Origin of the sequence: Natronococcus sp. (genome assembly GCF_047921035.1) — an archaeon.
Taxonomy (GTDB): Archaea; Halobacteriota; Halobacteria; order Halobacteriales; family Natrialbaceae; genus Natronococcus.
This window is the reverse complement of the sequence record NZ_JBLRWX010000039.1, coordinates 1-22279: the sequence shown is the minus strand read 5'-3', so window position 1 is coordinate 22279 and position 22279 is coordinate 1. Positions and strand designations below refer to the sequence as shown.

Sequence of the window (22279 nt, the reverse complement as noted above, 5' to 3'; positions counted from 1 at the left end):
TTATTCACTCTCCCCGTACGTGACGCGTGGGTCGATGTACGCGTACGCGATGTCGGTGATAACGACACCGATAACGAACATCGTCGCGATGATCATCGTGATTCCCATAATAAGTTGATAGTCGAGTTGCACGATCGCTTCGTAGAACAGTCGTCCGAGCCCGTTGATATCGAAGACGAACTCGATGAGGACGGAGCCACCCAGCGCCGTCGAGAGGTTGAGCCCGACGATCGTAATTATCGGCAACTGAGCGACCTGGAACGCGTGTTTTCGCATGATCGTCCGTTCGGGGACTCCGTAGGCTCGAGCGAGCTTGACGTACTCTCCCTGCAGAGACTCGATCATCTGGGTGCGCTCGACCCGCATCAGGGTCGCCATCTGGAGCGTTCCGAGTGCGATCATCGGTAACAGCAGATGACGTATCACTTGATAGAAGTGCTCCCCGTAGCCGCTGTGCCCGTACGTCTCCGGCGACCACCACGGATAGACGAGGCCGCTGGAGGGCAGCCAGCCGAGCTGAACTGCAAAGATCAGAATCAGCATGATTCCGATCCAGAACGACGGCGTGCTCACGCCGAACAGCGCAACGATGCGCGAGACGTGATCGAAGGGGTCGTTGCGTCGCTTGGCAGCGATAATACCGAGGGGAATCGACGTGGCGAGTGCGAACACGTACGCCGAGAGCACGAGCAGCAGGGTCGGGCCGATCCGATTGGTGATCAGCTCCGCGACGGACGCGTTTCGGTGGAAGCTGTGGCCCATATCTCCCTGCACGAGGCCGCCCATGTAGTTGAGATACCGCTCGTGTATCGGTTGGTCGAGCCCGTACTGTGCCTCGATCCGCTCGATCGTCTCCTGATCGACTTCTTGTCCCTGTAGCATGAGCCTGACCGGATCGCCGGGGGTCAGGTTAGCGAGAACGAACGTAAGGATAGAGACGCCAATCAGGACCGGAATTGCTTGGATGAATCGATAGGTCGTGTAGCGAAGGAGTCCCATATATTGGGCTGTAGTCGGATTCTTCTTCTGATTATTTAATTCCTTTCGTGTGGAATCGGTTGCGCGTCGAGGAACCGAACCCGGTGCCTGGCGACGCTATTCGTCGATCCAGGTGTTCTGGTAGTCGGAGACGATACGCGGGTTGTAGCTCACCGCCGGGTGTGCGTGGAGGTCCTTGACCTCTTCGCGGGCCGCCATCGTGTTGTGTTCGGAGTAGGCCGGCAGCACCGGCATGTACTCGATGATCTCCTCGGTAACGTCGATGTACAGCTCGCGTCGTTCCTCCTGGTCGGCGCTCTCGCGGGCGTTCAGGATGTTGTCGTGGAACTCGCCCTGACCTTCGTAGAAGTGACCCTGGCCGATGCCGGCCTGGCTCTCGTGGAACAGGTTGTAGTAGTAGACGTCGGGGTCGGGGCCGCCGGTCCAGCCCAGCAGGTACATCTCGTAGTCGTCGACGTTGCCGGTGTTGTACGTGTCGACGAGTGTTGCGAACGACATCCCCTGTACGTCCGCGCCGTAGCCGATCTCGCTGAGCCGTGAGCCGATCCGCTCGGCCAGCGCCTCGCGGGGCCCACCCTCGGGCGCGATGATGCGCGGCTCCCAGTCGTCGGGGACGCCGGCTTCCTCGAGTAGCTCCTGGGCCTGGTCGGGATCGTACTCGGGCATCTGATCCTGCCACTCGTCGACGGGGAACTCCCAGTCACCTTCCTCGTTGGTGATCTGCGGGATGGGGCTCGAGAGCGCGTCGGCCGCGGGGCCGAGGCGCTCGTTGACGAACTCCTGCATGGAGAACGAGTGACCGACCGCACGGCGCACGTCGGGATCGGTCGTCTCGCCCTCGTTGCAGTTGAACGCCAGGTACATGTACGACGGACTGCGCGAGCCGTGGATCCGGACGCCGTCCGCGCCGTCGACTTCGTCCCACTCCGTCGCGGGCACGGTGTCGATGACGTCGGTGTCGCCGGCGAGGATCTGTGCGACGCGGTTCGCGTCGTCGGGAGTCGCCTCGAACCGGATGTTCTGGATGTACGGCTGGGGGTCGTCCCAGTAGTCGTCCCAGCGCTCGAGTTCGACGTACTCCCCTTCCTGGAAGTCCGCGAACTGGAAGGGGCCCGAACCGATCGGATCCGTGTTGAACGCGTCGGTGTCCTCGGTTCGAACGTCTTCCGGGACGACCGGAACCGCGATTGTCGCCAGCGTGAACGGACCGTAGGGGTGTTCGAGGTTGACCTCGAGCGAATGGTCGTCGATCGCTTCCGCGGATTCGATCATCGCGTAGGTCGCCGCGTTCTGGGTCTCCTCCTCGACCGGCGCCATAAAGGAGTGGGCGACGTCGCTGGCGGTGAGTTCGTCGCCGTTGTGGAACTCGATGCCGTCCTGGATGTCGATGAAGTACGTCTCGCCGTCGTCCTCTTCTTCGGGCATCCCGTCGGCGATCTTCGGCTCGAGCCCGAGGCCGTCGTCCCACTCGTAGAGGCCGTCGAATACGAGGTTGACGACCTGCATACTGTAGGAGTCGAACGTGACGACGGGGTCGAAGTCCTCGTCGCGATCGGCCGGCTGGAGGAACTCCAGCGAGTCGCTCCGATCCGTGTCGTCGGGCTCCTCGCCGTCGTGTTGATACTCGCTGATGTCGGCGACATCGTCGTCGCCGTTCCCGTTCCCGTTCCCGTCGTCGTCGTCGCCGTTCCCACCGATGCACCCTGCAACGGCCGCGGCGGAGACCGCGGCACCCGAGGCGAGCACGTGCCGTCGGGTCCATACCTGCTGATTGTTTACCATTCTCACAGTAATGGCCGCAGCAGCAAATTATATATGTTTTGGTTTACAATGGAGGAGCACCACCTCCGAATCCGTATTTGTACACTATAGGACATTTGTGAACACTCGATTCGTTCATACATACATAATAATCTATAATTTTATATGTGTGGCGTCGCTGGTGGACCGATCTCGTCCTCCGAGCGAACGAGCCGCGTTCGACACCGATTGATTCGGCCGTGACCGGTGCGCTTTTTCTTCCGGCCGTCACAGTAGTGTCGTATGACCTATCGAGCCGTCGAGACCGGAGCGGAACGCGTCGCCGCCCTCGAGCGCGAGGAAGACGAGACGACCGCCCTCGACCACTGGCTCTGAGATGCGCGAGGAAGACGAACGCTACTTCGAGCGACTCGAGTCCCAGTTAGACGAGGCGTTCGACGTCGCCGAGCGAGCCAAAGAGCGCGGCGCGGACCCCGAACCCGAAGTCGAGATTCCCGTGGCCAAGGACATGGCCGACCGCGTCGAGAACATCCTCGGCATCGACGGCGTCGCCGAGCGAGTACGGGAACTCGAGGGCGAGATGAGCCGCGAGGAGGCCGCGCTGGTGCTCGCGGAGGACTTCGCCGAGGGACGGGTCGGCGACTACGAGACGAGAGCCGGGAAGGTCGAGGGGGCGGTCCGAACCGCCGTGGCCCTGCTCACCGAGGGGGTCGTCGCCGCGCCCATCGAGGGGATCGACAAGGTCGAACTGCTCGATAACGACGACGGCACCGAGTTCGTCAACGTTTACTACGCCGGCCCGATCCGTTCCGCGGGCGGAACCGCCCAGGCCCTCTCCGTCCTCGTCGCCGACTACACGCGCGCGCTCGTCGGGATCGAACAGTACGACGCGCGCCAGGAGGAGGTCGAGCGCTACGCCGAGGAGATCGGCCTCTACGACAAGGAGACCGGCCTGCAGTACACCCCCAAGGACAAGGAGACGAAGTTCATCGCCAAACACCTCCCGATCATGCTCGACGGGGAGGCTACCGGCGACGAGGAGGTCTCCGGGTTCCGGGATCTGGAGCGCGTCGACACCAACAACGCCCGCGGGGGGATGTGTCTCGTCCTGGCCGAGGGGATCGCGCTGAAGGCCCCGAAGATTCAACGATACACCTCGAGCCTCGACGAGATCGACTGGCCCTGGCTCCAGGACCTCATCGACGGTAACTACGCCGACGACGCGGGCGACGCGGAAGAAGACGACGAGGACGCCGATGCGGACGGGGAGACCGACGAGAGCGACGAGGCCGGGGACGACACCGGGCCCGCCGAACCCGACGGCCCAGTTCGGGCGGAGCCCTCGAAGAAGTTCCTGCGGGATCTGATCGCCGGCCGCCCCGTCTTCTCCCATCCCAGCGCCGCGGGCGGCTTTCGGCTCCGCTACGGCCGCGCGCGCAATCACGGCTTCGCGACCGGCGGGATTCACCCCGCGACGATGCACCTCCTCGACGATTTCCTCGCGACGGGGACCCAGATCAAGACCGAGCGGCCGGGGAAGGCCCACGGGATCGTCCCCGTCGATACGATCGACGGTCCGACGGTCAAGCTGGCCAACGGCGACGTCCGCCGGATCGACGACCCCCAGGAGGCCCTCGAGATCAGAAACGGCGTCGAGCGGATCCTCGACGCCGGCGAGTACCTGGTCAACTACGGCGAGTTCGTCGAGAACAACCACCCGCTCTCACCCGCATCGTACGTCTTCGAGTGGTGGATCCAGGACCTCGAGGCCGCGGGCGCGGACGTCCAGGCCCTCGAGGACGATCCCCGGATCGATCTCGAGAACCCCGACGCCGACCGGGCCCTCGAGTGGGCCACGACCTACGACGCCCCGCTTCATCCCCAGTACACCTACCTCTGGCACGACCTCTCCGTCGAGGCGTTGTGCACCCTCGCCGACGTGGTCTCGAACGGGCGGGTCGAGCGCGCCGACGGCGGCGACGGAACGCTCGTCCTCGCACACGACGAGGCCGTCCGCGAGGCCCTCGAGGCGATCATCGTCGAACACCGCCAGCGTCCCGACGAGGACCGGATCGAGATCGACGACTGGCGGCCGTTCGCTCACACTGTGGGCTGCGAACCCAGGGAGACGGTCGCGGACGGCGCAGCGGCAGATCCGGACGCTCGGGATCGGCAGCCGACCGTCGAACTCGAGCGCACCTGGAGCGACGACGACCTCTCCGAACGCGCCCGAACGTGGGGCCACGACGACGAGGGCGACAACGCCATCGAGGCGGTCAACGAGGTCGCACCCTTCGAGGTGCGAGAGCGCGCGCCGACCCGGGTCGGCAACCGGATGGGTCGGCCCGAGAAATCGGAGCGCCGGGATCTGAGTCCGCCGGTCCACACCCTGTTCCCGATCGGCGAGGCCGGCGGCGCCCAGCGCAACGTCGCGGACGCGGCCAAACACGCCGAGACGATGTCCGATACCCCCGGCGTCGTCGAACTCGAGATCGGTCGTCAGCGCTGTGAAAACTGCGGGACGGAGACGTTCGAGAACCGCTGTCCGGACTGCAACGAGCGGACGACGCCCGACTACCGCTGTCCCGACTGTGACACGCAGATCGAACCCGACGAAGCCGGTCGCGTCGAATGCGGGCGCTGCGAGGTCGAGGCCACCTGCGTCGAGCGCCGCGAAGTCGACCTCAACGAGGAGTACCGCGACGCCCTCGAGTCGGTCGGCGAGCGCGAGAACGCCTTCGAGATCCTCAAGGGCGTGAAGGGACTCACGTCGACGACGAAGGTCCCCGAACCGATCGAGAAGGGCGTGTTGCGCGCGAAACACGACGTCTCGTCGTTCAAGGACGGCACCGTCCGCTACGACATGACCGACCTGCCCGTCACCTCGGTACGGGCCAGCGAACTCGACGTCGACGTCGGCCAGCTCCAGGCGCTGGGCTACGAGGAGGACGTCCGCGGCGACCCCCTCGTGCATGAGGACCAACTCGTCGAGCTGAAAGTGCAGGATATCGTCCTCTCCGATGGCGCCGCCGAGCACATGATGCAGACCGCCGACTTCATCGACGACCTGCTCGAGCAGTACTACGGGCTCGAGCGGTTCTACGAGTTCGAGGATCGCCAGGACCTCGTCGGCGAGCTGGTGTTCGGGATGGCGCCGCACACGAGCGCCGCAACTGTCGGGAGAGTGATCGGTTTCACGAGCGCGGCGGTCGGATACGCACATCCGTATTTCCACGCGGCAAAGCGGCGAAACTGCTTCCACCCCGAGACAACGATCCGCTACGAAGACGAGTCGGGAACCGCTCGTGAAGAAGCGATAGCGACGTTCGTCGAATCACGACTGACCGATCCTCGTAAAGACGACTTCGGGACGCTGATCCAGAACCTCGACGGATCCGTCACCGTTCCGTCGATCGACGATGACGGACATCACGTAACCCGATCGGTCGAGGCCGTTTCGAAACACCCCGCGCCTGATCACCTGATCTGCGTCGAAACTCGTAATGGGCGGTCGCTGACTGTAACCCCAGACCACACGATGGTCGTCTGGGACGACGGTCTCGATCGGATCCCTGCGAGCGAACTCGAGGCCGGCGACGAGATTCCGACACCGGCAGGCGCTAACTCGACGAGCGGAGCGAACGCGAGTGCGCGAGCAGCGGGTATCACAGACGGTGGCCGTCCGGAGGTTGATGTAGTAGAACGAGTCGAAATCGTCCCATCCGATGTCGAGTACACCTACTGTCTCACGGTTTCGGACACGAACACGCTCGTGGCGAACGGACTGCACACGGCGCAATGCGACGGGGACGAGGACTGCGTAATGTTGCTTATGGACGGACTCCTGAATTTCTCCCGGTCGTATCTCCCGGACAAGCGCGGCGGCAGCGTCGCGGAGGACTCACGACTGATCGCGTTCGATCCCGAAGGCAACCTGCGGTTCATGACCTTCGACGAGTTCTGGGACGAACTCGATGTCCCGATCGAGATCGACGGCAAGTTCCAGAAGAAGACCGCCGCGCTCGAGGGATGGACAACCTACGCGTTCGACGGCGAGCACGAGGCGGCACCGAAGCCGATCGAGAAGGCGATCCGGTACGAGGCCGATGACGACGAGGAGCTACTACGGATCTCCACGCAGTTCGGACGCGAACTCGAGATCACGACCGATCACAGCCTCTTCCGGTACGACGACGGGATCGAGGAAGTCGCCGGTTCCGACCTCGAGAAAGGAGACCTTATTGTTGCACCACAAAATCTCGACGTAGAACCGATCGAAACGACGATCGACACGCTCGAATGCGTCGACGATCCGTACGTGTTACTCGATACCGAGCACGAGGAGTGGCTGACCGAAGTCTGGAACGACGCGGAACGCGGCGGTGATACGCGCGTTGCCTTCGACGGCGGCCTCTCGTATCGGCTCTCAAAGAAGAAAGTCTGTCGGGAAACGCTCGAAGAAATCGAATCCGAACACGACGATGCCGATCTCCCTGCTGACTGTTCGATCGGCTGGAAGGGATCGTCGGACTGCATCGATCGCCATATCGACATCGACGAGAACTTCGCGTGGCTACTCGGGATGTTCGTCGCGGAAGGATCGCTTTCGGGAACGCGGCCGGCGATCCACAACGCGGACGAGAAACTCGTCGATCGAGTCGTCGAGACGACCGAGTCCGTGCTCGGTTGCGAGCCAAGCGTTCGCTGGTCGAACCAGGCCTACGAGGTCGCATTTCCGGCCGTCTTCTTCGACGTGTTGCACGAGCTCGGTTTCGAGGACTGCGATTCGTACAACTCGAGCGAAAAGATCGTTCCCGACCGTATCCTCCGAGCCGAACGCGACGTCGTCCTCGCCTTCTTGCGCGGATTCATCGCTGGCGATGGCTCCGAATCCAGCGACGACAACTACACGTCGATCGGATTCCACACGACGAGTGAGAACGTCAAAGACGGGGTCGTCTTCTGTTGTCACCGCCTCGGACTCGTCGCGAACGTCTCGCGTCGCGAGCGAGATTCGTCACGACAACCGATCTATACGGTCTCCGTTTCCGGGGGTGCGTCCCGCAATCCGCTCGAGCAAATTCTCGACGGGAACGAACCGTACCAGCCGAAAAGTCTCGTCGTCTCCATTCCCGACGAACTGATGGGAATCCGTGAGATGGAGATCGAGGGGATCAAACAGCTGATTCCGAAGTATCTGAAGCGACGCGACAATATCTCGCTCGAGAAACTCGAGGAGATCATCGACGAACTCGATCATCGCGGCCTTCCGAACGAAGCCGAGACGAAACTCGAGGAAATCCGGCCGTTGGTCGACGGTGACCTCTCGTATCTCCGGATTACTGATATCGAACGCATCGAGTACGACGGCTATCTCTACGATCTGCAGGTCGGCGGTAATCCGATCTTCACAGCGAACTGGCTCTACGCACACAACTCGATGGACGCGCCTTTGGTCATGTCCTCGAGGATCGATCCCTCCGAAATCGACGACGAGGCCCACAACATGGACATCGTCTCGCAGTACCCCCGCGAGTTCTACCTCGCGACCCTCGAGCAGGCTGACCCCGGCGAGGTCGACATCCAGTTGGGCGAGGATACCCTCGGTACCGACGGCGAGTACACCGGGTTCGAACACACCCACGACGTCACCGACATCGCGATGGGGCCGGATCTGTCGGCGTACAAGACGCTGGGGTCGATGATGGAGAAGATGGACGCCCAGCTCGAGCTCTCGCGGAAGCTCCGGGCCGTCGACGAGACCGACGTCGCCGAGCGGGTGATCGAGTACCACTTCCTGCCGGACCTGATCGGGAACCTGCGGGCCTTCTCGCGTCAGGAGACCCGCTGTCTGGACTGCGGCGAGAAGTTCCGTCGGATGCCCCTGACCGGGGACTGCCGGGAGTGTGGCGGCCGCGTCAACCTTACCGTTCACCAGGGATCGGTCAACAAGTACATGCAGACCGCGATCCAGGTCGCCGACGAGTACGACTGCCGGGACTACACGAAACAGCGCCTCGAGGTGCTCGAGAAATCGCTCGAGAGCATCTTCGAGAACGACAAGAACAAGCAATCGGGAATAGAGGACTTCATGTAACCTCGCGTCGTCGTTCGCCCGCCGATCTCCGTCCGGACGGATCTTATCCTTACCATTACTCAGAAGGCAGAAATCAAATAATGAGGTGTGTTGACGCCCAGCTATGAGTCACGATAACTGCTGTGGCGGTAGCATCGCACCGAATCCGGACGCGCTTCCGTCGGTCGCGACCGAGCGGCGATCGTTCATCAAGGGGGTCGGCGCGCTCACCGGGGGCGCTGCCCTCTCCGGTCGAGCGGCGGCCGACGACGCCGACGAGGAGAGCGACGCGGGCCGAACGGAGGAGTGTCGAAATGCGATCACCTTCATCCACGACGGGATGGGGCCGACCCAGGTCACGGGCGCCCGCTACCTCAAAGCCTACCAGGAGGACCCGGAGCAGTTCCCGCTGAACGCCGATCCGTCCGAGACGTCGCTGCACATGGACCGCCACGAGGCCCACGGGACGATGACCGTCTTCCCCGACGATCCCAACGAGGTCGTCATCGACTCGGCGGCCGGGGCGACGAGTCCGGGTGCGATCGACTGCGCCGCTTCGGCCACCGGGATGGGTGCCGGGGTCAAGACGTACAACGGCGCGATCGGCGGCATCAGAAACGAGGACGGCGAGTTCGTCCCCGTCGAGACGATCCTCGAGGCGGCCCGCGACGCGGGGCTTGCGACCGGGCTGGTGACGACCACCCGGATCACCCACGCGACGCCGGCGGCGTTCGCCGCCCACGTTCCCCACCGATCGATGGAGGACGAGATCGCCGAGCAGTACATCGACGAGGCAGACGTCGACGTCCTCCTTGGCGGCGGAAAGGCCCACTTCGACCCCGACCAGCGCGACGACGGGCGGGACCTGCTGGGTGCCGCAGAAGAGAACGGCTATCGGATCGTCGAGACCGCCGACGAGCTCGCCGACGTGGATCAGATGCCCGTCCTCGGGCTGTTCACCGAGGACGACAGCCATCTCGACTACTACCTCGACCGCCAGTCGGGGTCGACGCAACCCGGACTAGTCGAGATGACGAACAAAGCGCTCGAGTTGCTTTCCGGGAACGACGAGGGCTTTTTCGTCATGGTCGAGGCGGGACGGGTCGACCACTGCGGCCACAAGAACGACCCGGCGATCCTCGACGAACAGCTCGAGGGCGACCGGGCCGTCGGCGCCTGTCTGGACTTCGCGCGGGACGACGCGACGGCACCGACCACCGTCGTCACGACCGCCGACCACGAGTGTGGCGGCTTCTCGCTCGGTCGCGACGGGATCTACAACGTCGACTACGAGATGATCGACGCGCTCCAGGCGAGCGTCACCGAGGGGATCGTGCCGGCGATCGACGAAGACGTCGAGGACGTCGCGGACCTCCAGACGGTCATGTCGGAGGTCGCCGGGATCGAACTCGAGGACGTCGACCGAAATCACTCCGACGCCGACATCTACCGGGCGATCGATCTGGGACCGCTGTACGCCGAGGTTCCCGCGCTTCGAGACATGCTCAACCGACAGATGCTGATCGACTTCACCTCCCACGGCCACACGGGTGTCGACGTTCCACTGTACGCCGATGGGCCGAACGCGGAGTTCTTCGACCGAGCGCGGGACAACACCGACATCGCCGACGTGATGGCCGACGCGCTGGGCGTCAAGTGACGAGTCGCGCCCGACTCGAGCGCCTCACCGAGAAACCACGATTTTCGGCGCCCCGAAGCCGGAGCCTCCGCCGTTGTCGTTCGGTAGTCGCTTTTCCCTCGTCCGACTTGATCGGGTTCAGGCCGGAATTGGTATCGCGTTTAGTGATTTATGACTGAACTGGCAGTCGTTCTGCGACGCACGTGAACGTTCCCGCGAACGGTACGTTCAGGTCGTCCGAAGACCGTATTCCCTTTATGACGCTCGAGCGCGTCGGAGACCGCATGGCCGAAAACGACGACACTACTCGTCTCGGGTTCGGAACGAGGATCTACACCGAGGATGGAACCCAGGTCGGGCGCATCCGCGGGTTCGACGAGGACGGGTTCTACGTCACGATCCGAGAGGGGTTCGAGGCGATGAGCGTCGAACACGTCCGTTCGGGGAAGAACTTCGGCGAGGCGGAGCTGATGTGGCGCTGCTGGGAGTGTGGCGAGATGGGACGACTCGACTCCGAACTTCCCGAGCGCTGTCCGTCCTGTGGCGCCGATCGAGAGGACCTCTACTACTGGACCGAGGACTAACGACAACCGTTTTCACCGCTCCGAAACCACCCTCGAGCGATGGAGATCGTCATCTTCGGCGCCGGCAGCCTCGGGAGCCTCGTCGGTGCCGCCCTCGCGCGCAAACACGAAGTAACCCTTGTCGGTCGCGAGGACCACGTCGCTGCCGTTCGGGAGCGGGGACTCGTCCTCGAGGGCGCCCTCGAGGACGCGGTCGCGCCGCGGGCGACGATCGACGGAACTGGACTGGCGGCCGACCTCGCGGTCGTGACGGTGAAATCCTACGACACCTCACGGGCTGCCGAAACGCTCGCGTCGGGGTCGTTCGACGCCGCCCTCTCTCTGCAGAACGGGATGGGAAACGAGACGATACTCGCCGACGCGCTGGGCGAGCCCGTACTCGCCGGGACGGCCTCCTACGGGGCGATCCTGCGGGAGCCGGGCGTCGTCGAGTGTACGGGCGTCGGCGAGATCGTCCTCGGCGACCGCCGCGGGGGCGGATCCGAAGTCGCCGACCGGGTCGGCGAGGCCTTCCGGTCGGCGGGGCTCGAGACCACGGTCTCGGAGTCGATGCCCCGTCGACTGTGGGAGAAGCTCGCGGTCAACGCCGCAATCAACCCGGTGACGGCGCTGACGGCGACGGAAAACGGGGCGGTTCTCGAGGAGTCCGCCGCGGACCTCGCTCGAGAAGCGACTCGCGAGACGGCCCGCCTCGCCCGCGCCGAAGGCGTCGGGCTCTCGAACCGCGAGGCCCTCGCGGCGACGGAGCGAGTCGCCGAGGAGACGGCGGCCAACACCTCCTCGATGCACCGGGACGTCACGCGGGGCGGTCGGACCGAGATCGACGCGATCAACGGCTACGTCCTCGAGCGGGCGTCCGAACGCGGGCTCGAGGTTCCGACGAACCGCACGCTCGCGGCGCTCGTTCGGGCGTGGGAACGGGGACGCGGCCTGCGGTAGAGCGCGGTCGCTCTCGGATCGAGCGAAAACACGAGAACGGATCGGAAACGACGCCTTAGAACGGAGCTTCGGGCCCTTCGTCGGCCTCGCCGTCGTCGACGGTTTCGCCGGGGAAGGAGGGGCTCATGCCGCCGCCCATGTCGTCGCCGCCGTCCATGCCGGTGTGGGCGTTGACCTGCTCGATCTCGGGGATCTCCTTGACCATTCGGCTCTTGATCGCCTGGATCGTCATCGGCGAAATTCCGCAGCCGCTGCAGGCGCCGCCGAGCGCGATGGTGACCTCGCCGGTCTCGCGATCGAGTTCCTGAATCGCCGCCGAGCCGCCGTGCATCTGGATCTGCGGGAAGTTCCGTCGCAGGAAGTTCGAGACGCGATCCTCGAGATCGTCTCCGTCCTGAGTTTCGGTGCTCATGTCTCGCCGTTGGGGGCGAACCTCCCTAAACCTTCCGTCGCTTCCCGTTCAGTCGAACTCGAAGACCCGCTCGAGTTCGCGCTCGATCTCCTCGACGTGGATCTCGAGGACCTCCTCGAAGCGTTCCTCCTCGACTAACACGCCGGTCACCCGGTCGTAGGGGTCGTCGGGAAGTTCGACGCGGAACTCCCCATCCCCTTCGTAGAACGGCTCGCTCTCGTTCAACACCTGCTGGTCGATCGCGTGGACCAGTTCGGAGTCGTAGCGGTCGTTCATTCGGTTGAACGCGTTCTTGTACGCCTGCTGGAGTTCGGGGAAGTAGTTGGCGTACTTGTCCTCGAACTTCTCGGGGTCGAACTCTGCCATACCGTCTACGAACGCGAGCGAGGACAAAAGTCGGACGATCGGCTGCTTGGCACCAGTTAGCACGATACTAGTAGCAGCGCTGATACGGTACGGGGTTCCTACATACGGCACACGCGTACGCAAGCGGCACCAACATCCCTCTCACCGGGATAGCGGGCTACGATGTCATCCGATCAACACCCCGTCCCTCCGGAAGCGCTTCCGCCGGGGTGGGGGCCGGTCGAGTGCTGTCGTGACTACCTCGCGTACCGTCACGCTCGGCCGCCGATCGAACTCATCGCGGACCGGACGACCGCCGACGGGTTCCATCCCGGTCTCGGGCTGAGCCACTGCTGGGAACTCCAGTACCAGTACGCCCTCGAGGACCGGGCGATCACCGAGTGCATCGGCCGGGTGTCGACCCGTCGGGCCGCCGTCGAGGGACTGCTCGAGTGTATGTCCCGACTCCACGACTGCCTCGAGAACCGGACCGACCCGCTCGAGATTCGAAACGTTCTGGCCGAGGTCTCGCTGGCCGATGCGGTCCCGGAGGGACCGCGGTGACGAACCCGACTCGATTCCGTCCCTCGTAACGGCTGCTTACTCCATTCGGCTACGGCAGTCGGCTTTTCTACTGCGTCAGAAGCGAGTTCGCCGGCGGTACGCGCTCCGTACCGATCGCCGACGATTGCCGGTATAAACCTCATGTTACGATATAGAATTCGCTCGACGATCCGTGGCGGAGCGCTTATGCGATCGTCCGAACTACCGTGTACAACGGACGCTACTCGAGAGGTCTCATGACAGCTCAGATCCCTTTCGCCATCGACTTTCACGTTCACTCGGACGACTCCTACGACGGCCACGAACCGATCGAGCTCGTTCTCGAGCACGCGGCGGATATCGGGCTCGACGGCGTCGTCATCACCGACCACGACGAGATCGGCGAGTCGCTCCGGGCCGCCGAGATCGCGCCGGAGTACGGTCTCGTCGGGATCCCGGGCGTCGAGGTGTCGACCCGACACGGCCACCTGCTGGCGATCGGCGTCGAGGAGCGGCCCGACCCGGGCCAGCCGTTCATGGAGACGGTCGAGACGGTTCGCGACCTCGGCGGCGTCGCGATCGTCCCACACCCGTTCCAGCGCAGCCGTCACGGCGTTCGCAAGCGCCACATCAGGGATGCGGACGCGATCGAGGTCTACAACTCGATGCTGTTTACCGGCTACCGCAACCGTCGCGCCCGGACGTTCGCCAGACGACGGGAGTACCCCGAGATCGGCGCCAGCGACGCTCACTACCTGCCGAACGTCGGCCGCGCCTACACCGAGATTCTCGTCACGCCCGACGCCGCGAACCCGACCAAAGCCGAGATCGACGGCGACGACCTCATCGACGCCATTCTCGAGGGACGGACCCAGATCCGGGGCAAGCGCACGCCGGTGTACAAGAGCACGATCCAGTACGCGAAGGGAGCGGTCCGGAAATCGACGTACCTGCTGACCTCGCGTGCGCCGCTGGTACCGACGGTGCCGGCCTCTATGGACCGCTCCTAACCGAGCTGGTCGCCGACGATCTCGTCGGCCCGTTCCACGAACTCCGCCTCGGCTCCCGCCGGAACCGTCGCGCCGGCGGCGACGTCGTGACCTCCACCGTCGCCGCCGACAGCCCGCGAGGCCTCCCCCATCACGGCAGAGAGGTCGAGCCCCTTCCGGACGAGACCGTGGGTGCCGCGGGCCGAGACCTTGATCTCCTCGGCGTCGGTCTCGGCTCCGCCGTCTCCGTCTCCACTCTTTTCGGCGAACGCGAGGATCGGCTTCGATCGGCTGACCCCGTCGTTGCCCATCGCCATCCCGGCGACGATGCCGACGATCGTCTCGCGGATGCGATCCTCGGCGTGGAACCACTGAACGTGCTCTTCGTGCGTGACGCCCTCCTCGGTGACGAGGTCGATCCCCTCCGAGAGGTTCCGACGGTGGTTGCGCAGGAGCTTGCGGGCGCGCTCGAGCGCTCCCTCCCGGTCACCCAGACAGACACCGAGCCCGACGTCCGCTCGCTCGTAGCGGGCGGTCGCGTTCAGCAGCGTCGAGAACTCGCTGGCGTCCCGCAGTTCCGTGCCGACCGGCTCCTCGCTGAGCACGTAGCTGGTGCCGACTAACTGGTCGATCTTCGGGGCGGGAACGCCCCGCTCGACGGCCCGCTTGACGAGGGCGCTGGCGACGGTCTGCTGTTCCTCCCTGGTCAGCTCGGCCCAGCAGCGCCACTCGCCCCCGGACTTCAACTCGAGGTCGAGTCCGTCGAGAAACGAGAGCGCCCCGCGCTGGTCGTTCGAGATCCCGGGGATGCGGACGTCGGTCGCGTACTCGAGGAGCTTCGGTAACGGGCGGGTCTGCTTGCCGTACAGGGCGAGATCGGTCCCGGTCTCGAGGACGCCGGCCTCGACGCCCTCGGCGACGATCCCCTCGTTGGCGCCGTGGAGTTCGCCCCCGGAGGCCTGCATGTCGCCGACGGCACCGACCACCGCGAGGGCGGCGAGGTCGCGGTTGTCGGCGCGTGCGGTCGCGGTTCCGCCGTCCGCCGCCGCGATCGGTCCGCCGTCGTCGGCTTCCTTCGCGAGTTCGGCGAGCGCCCGCGCGAGGACGTAGCTCGCCCCCGCACCCGACAGCTCCGAGGCGCCGTCGATCCCGAACAGCAGCGGGTTGAGGTGGTACTCGGTGTCGCGGTCGGCGGGCTGGTGGTGGTCGGCGATGACCGGCGTGAACGCGCCCGCGTCCTCGTGCTCGCCGATGATATCGAGCTGGCCGCTGCCGAAGTCCGTGAACAACACGGTGTCGTAGTCGGTCGCGGCGATGTCGGCGATCGCCGCCTCGTCGAGCTGTTTCTCGAAGACGGTTTCGAAGGGAATCCTCGCGCGCTCGAGCGCCTGCGCGGCGATCGCGGCGCTGGTCAGTCCGTCGGCGTCGATGTGGGAGGCGAGCAGCACCCGCTCGCAGTCGCGGAGGTGTCGTGCGCACGCGAGCGCTCGGTCGTCGAGTTCGGGAACCGGTCCGGTCATCGGCTCATCGCTGGATTGTGGGTCGGCATACGGGATAAACCTCCGGTCCCGGCCGAACCGTCAGGCGCCGATCGGGGAGTTCCCCGAAACCAACAGAACGACGTTGTTCGTCACGAGGACGAGGTAGACGGCGACCATCCCGCCGACGAACCGGCGGTCGATCGGGTCCGAGAGGAGGTGTCCGATCGCGATCACGACCGCGGCGTAACAGACCGCGGCGACGGCGACGCCCGGGAGCCCGAACAGTTCGTAGAACAGCACGGTAACCGGATTGAGTTCGGTCGCGTACGGAACGAGAAAGAACAGCGTGGCGGCGACCATGTCGATCCCCCAGAGGACAAAAAACGCGGCCCGGAGCCCGACCGTTCCCGGCGGATCGAGGTCGAGCTTGCGAGATCGTTCTACCGTCATTCGAGGTGCCCTAGTCGCTCGGAGAGATTATGGACCATCCTTGCGACGGCCAGTTGAGACGGCTTCGCACGGCCTTTCGGAGAGTCAGTCCCGCTCTCTCGAGCGGGCTCGATCAGTCGCGGTACGTCGGCGCCGCGGCCTCGACCGTCTCGCAGGCTACGGCGTCGAAGGTCGCCTCGCTCGCGACCACGTCGACGTCGATTCCCCGCTCGGCGGCCGTCTCCCGTGTCGGCTCGCCGATGACGCCGACGGTGGCGTCCTCGAGCCCCGCGAGGGCCGCCTCGAGCAGACCCCGGTCCGCGGCGGCCTCGAGGAAGTGCTCGACGGTCAGCGAGGAGGTAAAGCAGGCGGCGTCGAGTTCGCCGTCGGCCGCCCGCTCGGCCGACGCGCCGCTTCCCTCGGGTCGGACGAGTCGGTAGAGGATCGTCTCGTGGACGTACGCGCCGGCGGCCTCGAACCCGTCGAGTAGGACGGGGCTGCCGTGGTCGCTGCGGGCGACCTCGACGCGGGCGCCGTCGATCCGGTCGTCGAGGGTGGCGACCAGGCCGCTCGAGGTGTACTCGTCGGGAACGACGTCGACCTCGTAACCCGCCCCGCGGACGGCGTCGGCGGTCTTCGGGCCGATCGCACAGACGGTCGCGCCGCCGGGTTCCCAGCCGGAGTCGGCGACGAGTTCGGCGCCGGTCTTGCTCGTCAGGACGACGTAGTCGGCGTCCTCCCGCGGCACGGCGCCGGTCGCTTCGATCGACAGCATCGGGTCCGGAACCGGCGTCGCGCCCAGCGAGTCGATCAGTTCGACCGCGTCGGCGAGCCGTTCGTCGTCAGGTCGGAACACCGCGACCGAAAGGTCTCGCATTCGGTTACACCTCCCCGTCCGTCTCGACGGTCTCGCTCGCCGCCTCGTTGGTGAGGAACTCGAGGACGTTCGCTCTGGTCGCGGCGACCTCGCCGATGACGGTCACCGCGGGGGGCCTGATTCCGACCTCGTCGCGGGCGTCGACGATCGTCTCGAGGGTCCCCGTCGCGACCTGCTGGTTCGACCAGGTGGCGCGCTCGACGAGCGCGACCGGCGTTTCGGAGGCCATGCCGGCCTCGAGCAGCGCGTCGGTGTAGTCGGGGAGGCGCTTGACGCCCATCAGCACGACGATGGTGCCGCCGACGGCTGCCAGGGCCTCCCAGTCGACGGCCGACTCGGACTTCGTGGGGTCCTCGTGGCCCGTGACCACCGACACCGTGGAGGCGTGGTCGCGGTGGGTGACCGGAATCCCGGCGACGGCGGGCGCGGCGGTCGCGGAGGTGACGCCGGGAACGACCTCGAAGGGGACGCTGTGGTCCGCGAGGTGTTCGGCCTCCTCGCCGCCGCGCCCGAAGACGAACGAGTCGCCGCCCTTCAGCCGGACGACGGAGTTCCCCTCGCGGGCGAGTTCGACGAGTCGCTCGTTGATCTCTGACTGGGGCGTGCGCTCGCCGCCCGCCCGCTTGCCGACGTCCTCACAGCGTTCCGGAGCGAGGCCGTCGAGGATCTCGGGGCCGGGCAGCCTGTCGTGGAGGATGACGTCCGCGCGCTCGAGCAGTCGCTTCCCCTTCACGGTCAGCAGCTCCGGATCGCCCGGCCCGCTGCCGACGAGGTAGACGGTTCCGGGCTCCGGGTCGACGGCGTCGACCATTTACTCTTCCTCCGGCGCGGGCTCGGCGTCCTCGCGGGCGGCGTCGATCAGCTCCGCGGCCCCTCGGTCGGCGAGGTCGGCGGCGAACTCGCGGGCCGCCTCGGCGTGGTGCTCGACGGGCAGATCCCGGCTCATCGCGACGGACTCCTCGCCGTCGCGGTCGAAGACCGTGACCGTGGCGCGGACGTACTCGCCCTGGATGACGGCGTAGACGCCGATCGGCGCGATACAGCCTCCGCCCAGCTCCGCGAGCACAGTGCGCTCGACGGTCGTCTCGACGCGACTCCGGGGATGGTCGAGCAGCGTCTGGAGATCGTCTGCCGTCTCGCCGTCGACCGCGGTGACGGCCAGGGCCCCCTGTCCCGGCGCGGGAACGAACGTCGTCGGCGACAGCTGTCGGTAGTCGACGGAGTGGGCGAGCCCGCTGCGCTCGAGACCGGCCTCGGCGAGCACGATCGCGTCGTACTCCGTCTCGACCTCCCGACCCAGCGCCCCCTTCTCGAGTTCCGAGAGGTCGTCGAACCACTCGTCGACGGTGCGGTCGTACTCGGGTTCGAAGTCCTCGTCGCCGGTATTGGCCTTCCGTTCCTTGTCAGCCTCGCTGCGCTCCTGGTGTTCAGCCTGCAGCGCGGGCGCGAGCAGCTTCTCGAGGCGCGTGTCGACGTTCCCCCGGAGCGGTTCGACCGTTAGGTCGGGACGTTCCGACAGCAGCTGTGCGCGACGGCGCAGGCTCGAGGTGCCGACGGTTGCCCCGTCGGGCAGCTCCCCGAGGGTCGCCCCGTCGGGCGTGACGAGGACGTCACCCGGCCGTCCCCGTTCGGGAACTGCCGCCGTCACCAGTTCGTCGGGCTGGTCGGTCGGCATGTCCTTCATCGAGTGGATCGCGCCGTCGACCTCCCCCTCGAGGACCCGCTCGTCGAGTTCGCGAACGAACGCCCCCGTCTTCCCCAGCCGGTGGATCAGTTCGTCACGTATCTGATCGCCTTTCGTCTCGACGGTCACGAGTTCGACCTCGTACCGTCGCTCCTCGAGGGCCTCCTTCACGAGGGCGGCCTGTCGCCGGGCCAGGTCCGACCCCCGCGTCGCCAGTCGCAGCGTCCCGCGCGTTCTCATGGGCGGTACTCGTCGCCTGAAGTATGAAAAGCGCACGCTTGTCGGACGCCCAGCAGCCGGCCGTTCTCGGCTCCGGCCCGTGTCGCGGAACCGGCAGGGTTCCGGAGTGCTTGTTATTCTCAGCCACTATTCCTGATGTAACATATTCGGGAAGGGGTTTATTGGGTAGAAGTTGCAACCTATGCGGGATGCCAGAGACACTGTACGAACGACTCGGCGGCCAGGATGCGATCGGCGCCGTCGTCGACGAGTTCTACGATCGGGTGCTCGAGGACGAGCGAGTCGCGTACTACTTCGAGGACGTCGACATGCAGAAACAGCGGGCCCACCAGACCCAGTTCATCAGCTCCGTGACGGGGGGACCCGTCGAGTACTCGGGCGCGGAGATGGAGGCGGCCCACGAGGGAATGGGAATCACGCCGACGGAGTTCGACGCCATCGCGACCCACCTCGACGAGACGCTAGCGTCGTTCGACGTCGACGACGAGGACCGCCGGGCCGTCATGGAGGCGGTCGCGAGCTACCGGCCGGAGATCGTCACGGCGTCGGACTGAGCGCGATCACGGCGTTCCGAGGGTTCGGTGGCGCCGAAAGAGGTAGTACCCGGCGAGGACCGGCTGTAGCGGCGCCACGAACAGGGTCAGGAAGGCGAAGCCGAGGTAAAGCCCGGGGTTCGGCCGCCAGGCGTTGCTCCGGGTAGAGACGTAGGCCGCGTCCTGGTGGATCGCGATCGGGAACGTCCCGAACGCGATCGCCCCGGAGAGGCCGATCACGGTCAGCAACGGTCCCGGAAACGCGAGGACGACGGCGACGACCGTCGCGACGAGTCCGATCACCGTCGTCGCCAGCGAGACCGCGACGACGAGCCACCACTCCGACCAGCCCGGCGGCGTCCCGAACCGACGGTGGCGCCGAAAGAGGTAGACGACGCCCGCGATCGGCGCCCACAGCAGCGCGAAGGCAGCGTTGAGCCACGGGCTCGGTCGCCACTCGCCGCTCGCCAGCGGCTGTCGACGGACTCGCCGGGCGTCCAGAAAGAGTGCCGCCGCCAGCCCGATCGTCAGAACGGTGTAGCCGAACGTCCCGAACAGGACCAGCCCCCGCTGGAGCAGCGGGACCCCGAGGTCGGCCTCCCGGAGCACCCCGATGACTCCGACGCCGATCACCGGCGGGAACAGATAGAGCAGCCGCTCCGCGACGCGGGCCCAGTCGAGATCGGCGGCACTCGAGGGCGAGGGCAACTCGAGGTCCATCAGCCGTCCGCGGTGCTCGAGTCTGCCGTCGTTCGTCCGACCGTCCGATTCCGGGGATCCGACATCGGCGCCGCGACTACAGCGCCTCCTTGTACGCCTCGAGGGTCTCCTCGACGTCCGCCTCGGTGTGGCCGTAGCTGACGAACTGGCACTCGAACTGGTTCTGCGAGAGGAACACGCCCCGCTCTTTCATCTGGCCCCAGAAGATCCGCCGCCAGCGCTCGGTTTCGGCGTTTTTGACGTCGGCCGCGTTCTTCGGACAGGTGTCGTAGCGCGGACAGGCCGGCCGCTGTCGGCATCCGCTCGAGCACTGCTCCTCGAGGGAGTTCGCGCCCGGTCCGTCGCGGGTGAAGATCACCTTGAACATGCTGTCGGTGCCGGTGACGGTGTAGCTCGGCGCCTGGTCGGCGAGGATCTCCGTCAGCCCGCTTCGCAACTGCTCGCCGAGCCCGTTGACGTGGCCGTAGACGTCGTTCTCGGCGGCAAACTGCAGGGTCTCGAGGCCCGCGGCCATCGTGACGGGGTGGCCCGAGAACGTGCCCGCCTGGAACACCGGCCCCGAGGGCGCCAGGTCCTCGAGGACCTCGGCGCGGCCGCCGAGCGCGCCGACGGGGAAGCCGCCGCCGACGATCTTGCCGAACGTCGTCAGGTCGGGCGTGACGCCGAACTCGCTCTGGGCACAGCCCAAGCCGCCGACCCGAAAGCCGGTGATCACCTCGTCGAAGATCAGCAGCGAGCCGTGCTCGTCGGTGATCTCGCGGAGGAACTCGTGGTAGCCGTCCTCGGGGTAGACGACGCCGTAGTTCGCCAGGATGGGTTCGGTCATCACCGCGGCGATGTCGTCGCCGTGTTCCTCGAAGACCTCGCGAACGGCGTCCTCGTCGTTGAACGGTACCGGAAGCGTGTGTTCGGCGAAGGACTGCGGAACGCCCGCGGAGGAGGGGGCGGGATCGTCGGCGTCGCCCTCGACCAGCGTCGATTCCTGGGCGCCGTGGTAGCCGCCCTGCATGACGACGATCTTGTTCCGACCCGTATACCCCCGCGCCAGTCGCACCGCGGAGGTCGTCGCCTCGGTGCCGGAGTTGACGAAGCGAATCTTCTCGACGCTGGGGACGTGGCGAACGACGAACTCCGCCAGGTCGACCTCGATCTCGGTCGGGGTGCCGTACATCGGCCCCTCGCTCGCGTTTCGCTGGATGCCCGCTCGAACGGGTTCGGGCAGGTCGTGGCCCAGCAGCAGCGGGCCCAGCCCCATCACCCAGTCGATGTAGCGGTTGCCGTCCGCGTCGATGACGTGGCCGCCGTCGCCCTTCTGGACGAAGAACGGGTAGGGTTCGATCGCCGCGCGAACCGCCGAGTTGACGCCGCCGGGCATCACCGACAGCGCCCGGTCGTACAGATCGCGTGAGGTATCGTCGGTCATGGGCGAGCCTTACGAGCGGGACGGCAAAGTAGTACCGAGGTTCGCTCGTCGGGCTGCGCTCGAGGGGACGACGCGCTCGCGACCTCGAGCCGACCAAAAATTGCGGTACCCGTTCCGACCCGATCAGACCGCGTCGGTCCCGGTCTTGCCGGTCCGGATCTGGACGGCGCGCTCGACGGGGGTGACGAAGACCTTCCCGTCGCCGGGCTCGCCGGTGTTCGCCCCCTCGCAGATCGCATCGACGACGGTCTCGGCGGGAATGTCGGCGACGACGCACTCGATCTTGACCTTCTGGTGGAGGTCGACCGTGTACTCCTCGCCGCGCCACTGGCCCTTCTTGGCTGGCTGTGAGCCCCGCCCCGAGACGTTCGTGACCGTCAGCGAGGGCGCGCCGGCCTCGGCGAGCGACTGCTTGACCGCGCCGAGGCGGTCGGGACGAACGATCGCGGTGACCATCTTGATCTCGCCGTCGTTCGGATCGCCGCCGTCGGCGCGAACGACGTCGTCGCCGAGGGTGCGTCCTCCGTCGGCGGCGATGTCGGGCTTCCCGAACTCGGGGTAGGTGTCGACGCCGTGTTCGGCGACGTCGAGCCCGTTGCGCTCGT

At 66.0% G+C, this 22279-nt stretch carries 19 protein-coding genes; 7 read left to right on the top strand and 12 right to left on the bottom strand.

Annotated elements, in window-relative coordinates; all coding sequences use genetic code 11:
• Together ACNA7R_RS09970 and ACNA7R_RS09965 are read right to left on the bottom strand one after the other, a co-directional pair.
• Nucleotides 1-999, bottom strand: coding sequence for an ABC transporter permease (locus ACNA7R_RS09970; RefSeq protein WP_416283415.1), 999 nt, complete (start codon nt 997-999; stop codon nt 1-3).
• A 96-nt stretch (nt 1000-1095) separates the two neighbouring features.
• Nucleotides 1096-2781 carry an ABC transporter substrate-binding protein gene (locus tag ACNA7R_RS09965; protein WP_416283414.1) on the bottom strand — a complete coding sequence of 562 codons (1686 nt, stop codon included), beginning with the start codon at nt 2779-2781 and terminating at the stop codon, nt 1096-1098.
• A gap of 355 nt (nt 2782-3136) precedes the next feature.
• Between ACNA7R_RS09965 and ACNA7R_RS09960 the strand changes: the two genes are divergently transcribed.
• The 4 genes from ACNA7R_RS09960 (at nt 3137) to ACNA7R_RS09945 (ending at nt 11998) form a co-directional block, all read left to right on the top strand.
• On the top strand, nt 3137-8857 hold the full coding sequence (locus tag ACNA7R_RS09960; protein WP_416283413.1) for a DNA-directed DNA polymerase II large subunit: 5721 nt from the start codon (nt 3137-3139) through the stop codon (nt 8855-8857).
• 103 nt (nt 8858-8960) lie between these two features.
• Complete coding sequence (locus ACNA7R_RS09955; protein ID WP_416283412.1) at nt 8961-10496, top strand: alkaline phosphatase; 1536 nt, start codon at nt 8961-8963, stop codon at nt 10494-10496.
• Nucleotides 10497-10759: 263 nt separating this feature from the next.
• Nucleotides 10760-11059 (top strand): hypothetical protein, encoded by a 300-nt coding sequence (locus ACNA7R_RS09950; RefSeq protein ID WP_416283411.1) that lies wholly within the window; start codon nt 10760-10762, stop codon nt 11057-11059.
• 39 nt (nt 11060-11098) lie between these two features.
• The gene (locus tag ACNA7R_RS09945) at nt 11099-11998 is read left to right on the top strand and encodes a ketopantoate reductase family protein (RefSeq protein WP_416283410.1); all 900 of its coding nucleotides are present in this window, start codon (nt 11099-11101) and stop codon (nt 11996-11998) included.
• Between the two features lie 55 nt (nt 11999-12053).
• Here ACNA7R_RS09945 and ACNA7R_RS09940 read toward each other — a convergent pair whose 3' ends face one another.
• Both ACNA7R_RS09940 and ACNA7R_RS09935 read right to left on the bottom strand, forming a co-directional pair.
• Nucleotides 12054-12410: a NifU family protein gene (locus ACNA7R_RS09940; RefSeq protein WP_416283409.1), complete on the bottom strand. Its 357-nt coding sequence runs from the start codon at nt 12408-12410 to the stop codon at nt 12054-12056.
• A gap of 48 nt (nt 12411-12458) precedes the next feature.
• Nucleotides 12459-12776, bottom strand: a complete 318-nt coding sequence (locus tag ACNA7R_RS09935; RefSeq protein ID WP_416283408.1) for a DUF5783 family protein — start codon at nt 12774-12776, stop codon at nt 12459-12461.
• Between the two features lie 162 nt (nt 12777-12938).
• Between ACNA7R_RS09935 and ACNA7R_RS09930 the strand changes: the two genes are divergently transcribed.
• Together ACNA7R_RS09930 and ACNA7R_RS09925 are read left to right on the top strand one after the other, a co-directional pair.
• Complete coding sequence (locus tag ACNA7R_RS09930; protein ID WP_416283407.1) at nt 12939-13319, top strand: hypothetical protein; 381 nt, start codon at nt 12939-12941, stop codon at nt 13317-13319.
• 236 nt (nt 13320-13555) lie between these two features.
• Complete coding sequence (locus tag ACNA7R_RS09925) at nt 13556-14308, top strand: PHP-associated domain-containing protein (protein WP_416283406.1); 753 nt, start codon at nt 13556-13558, stop codon at nt 14306-14308.
• Here ACNA7R_RS09925 and ACNA7R_RS09920 read toward each other — a convergent pair.
• The 5 genes from ACNA7R_RS09920 to hemC form a co-directional block, all read right to left on the bottom strand.
• On the bottom strand, nt 14305-15807 hold the full coding sequence (locus ACNA7R_RS09920) for a DHH family phosphoesterase (protein ID WP_416283405.1): 1503 nt from the start codon (nt 15805-15807) through the stop codon (nt 14305-14307). The genes ACNA7R_RS09925 and ACNA7R_RS09920 overlap by 4 nt on opposite strands.
• A gap of 60 nt (nt 15808-15867) precedes the next feature.
• Complete coding sequence (locus ACNA7R_RS09915) at nt 15868-16218, bottom strand: hypothetical protein (protein ID WP_416283404.1); 351 nt, start codon at nt 16216-16218, stop codon at nt 15868-15870.
• Between the two features lie 112 nt (nt 16219-16330).
• Complete coding sequence (locus tag ACNA7R_RS09910) at nt 16331-17074, bottom strand: uroporphyrinogen-III synthase (RefSeq protein WP_416283403.1); 744 nt, start codon at nt 17072-17074, stop codon at nt 16331-16333.
• A 4-nt stretch (nt 17075-17078) separates the two neighbouring features.
• Nucleotides 17079-17885, bottom strand: coding sequence for a uroporphyrinogen-III C-methyltransferase (gene cobA, locus ACNA7R_RS09905; RefSeq protein ID WP_416283402.1), 807 nt, complete (start codon nt 17883-17885; stop codon nt 17079-17081).
• Nucleotides 17886-18998, bottom strand: a complete 1113-nt coding sequence (hemC, locus tag ACNA7R_RS09900) for a hydroxymethylbilane synthase (protein WP_416283401.1) — start codon at nt 18996-18998, stop codon at nt 17886-17888.
• Nucleotides 18999-19186: 188 nt separating this feature from the next.
• Here hemC and ACNA7R_RS09895 point away from each other — a divergent pair, with 188 nt between their 5' ends.
• Nucleotides 19187-19552: a group I truncated hemoglobin gene (locus ACNA7R_RS09895; RefSeq protein ID WP_416283400.1), complete on the top strand. Its 366-nt coding sequence runs from the start codon at nt 19187-19189 to the stop codon at nt 19550-19552.
• A 6-nt stretch (nt 19553-19558) separates the two neighbouring features.
• Here the strand turns inward: ACNA7R_RS09895 and ACNA7R_RS09890 are convergent, their stop codons facing one another.
• The 3 genes from ACNA7R_RS09890 to ACNA7R_RS09880 form a co-directional block, all read right to left on the bottom strand.
• Entirely contained in the window at nt 19559-20251 is a 693-nt protein-coding gene (locus tag ACNA7R_RS09890; protein WP_416283399.1) for a hypothetical protein, read from the bottom strand.
• A gap of 76 nt (nt 20252-20327) precedes the next feature.
• A complete protein-coding gene (gene hemL, locus ACNA7R_RS09885; protein ID WP_416283398.1) occupies nt 20328-21674 on the bottom strand; it encodes a glutamate-1-semialdehyde 2,1-aminomutase in 1347 nt (448 codons plus the stop codon).
• Between the two features lie 123 nt (nt 21675-21797).
• Nucleotides 21798-22279, bottom strand: a 482-nt coding sequence (locus ACNA7R_RS09880; RefSeq protein ID WP_416283397.1) for a P-II family nitrogen regulator, incomplete at its 5' end; no start/stop codon positions are given.

Bases quoted from the DNA above. Each gene is read 5' to 3' on its own strand.
- ACNA7R_RS09925 (WP_416283406.1), top strand. From the start codon at position 13,556: ATGACAGCTCAGATCCCTTTCGCCATCGACTTTCACGTTCACTCGGAC.
- ACNA7R_RS09930 (WP_416283407.1), top strand. From the start codon at position 12,939: ATGTCATCCGATCAACACCCCGTCCCTCCGGAAGCGCTTCCGCCGGGG.
- ACNA7R_RS09955 (WP_416283412.1), top strand. From the start codon at position 8,961: ATGAGTCACGATAACTGCTGTGGCGGTAGCATCGCACCGAATCCGGAC.
- ACNA7R_RS09950 (WP_416283411.1), top strand. From the start codon at position 10,760: ATGGCCGAAAACGACGACACTACTCGTCTCGGGTTCGGAACGAGGATC.
- ACNA7R_RS09895 (WP_416283400.1), top strand. From the start codon at position 19,187: ATGCCAGAGACACTGTACGAACGACTCGGCGGCCAGGATGCGATCGGC.
- ACNA7R_RS09920 (WP_416283405.1), bottom strand. From the start codon at position 15,807: ATGACCGGACCGGTTCCCGAACTCGACGACCGAGCGCTCGCGTGCGCA.
- ACNA7R_RS09935 (WP_416283408.1), bottom strand. From the start codon at position 12,776: ATGGCAGAGTTCGACCCCGAGAAGTTCGAGGACAAGTACGCCAACTAC.
- ACNA7R_RS09915 (WP_416283404.1), bottom strand. From the start codon at position 16,218: ATGACGGTAGAACGATCTCGCAAGCTCGACCTCGATCCGCCGGGAACG.
- hemC (WP_416283401.1), bottom strand. From the start codon at position 18,998: ATGAGAACGCGCGGGACGCTGCGACTGGCGACGCGGGGGTCGGACCTG.
- cobA (WP_416283402.1), bottom strand. From the start codon at position 17,885: ATGGTCGACGCCGTCGACCCGGAGCCCGGAACCGTCTACCTCGTCGGC.
- ACNA7R_RS09890 (WP_416283399.1), bottom strand. From the start codon at position 20,251: ATGGACCTCGAGTTGCCCTCGCCCTCGAGTGCCGCCGATCTCGACTGG.
- hemL (WP_416283398.1), bottom strand. From the start codon at position 21,674: ATGACCGACGATACCTCACGCGATCTGTACGACCGGGCGCTGTCGGTG.
- ACNA7R_RS09940 (WP_416283409.1), bottom strand. From the start codon at position 12,410: ATGAGCACCGAAACTCAGGACGGAGACGATCTCGAGGATCGCGTCTCG.
- ACNA7R_RS09965 (WP_416283414.1), bottom strand. From the start codon at position 2,781: ATGGTAAACAATCAGCAGGTATGGACCCGACGGCACGTGCTCGCCTCG.
- ACNA7R_RS09910 (WP_416283403.1), bottom strand. From the start codon at position 17,074: ATGCGAGACCTTTCGGTCGCGGTGTTCCGACCTGACGACGAACGGCTC.
- ACNA7R_RS09945 (WP_416283410.1), top strand. From the start codon at position 11,099: ATGGAGATCGTCATCTTCGGCGCCGGCAGCCTCGGGAGCCTCGTCGGT.
- ACNA7R_RS09970 (WP_416283415.1), bottom strand. From the start codon at position 999: ATGGGACTCCTTCGCTACACGACCTATCGATTCATCCAAGCAATTCCG.
- ACNA7R_RS09960 (WP_416283413.1), top strand. From the start codon at position 3,137: ATGCGCGAGGAAGACGAACGCTACTTCGAGCGACTCGAGTCCCAGTTA.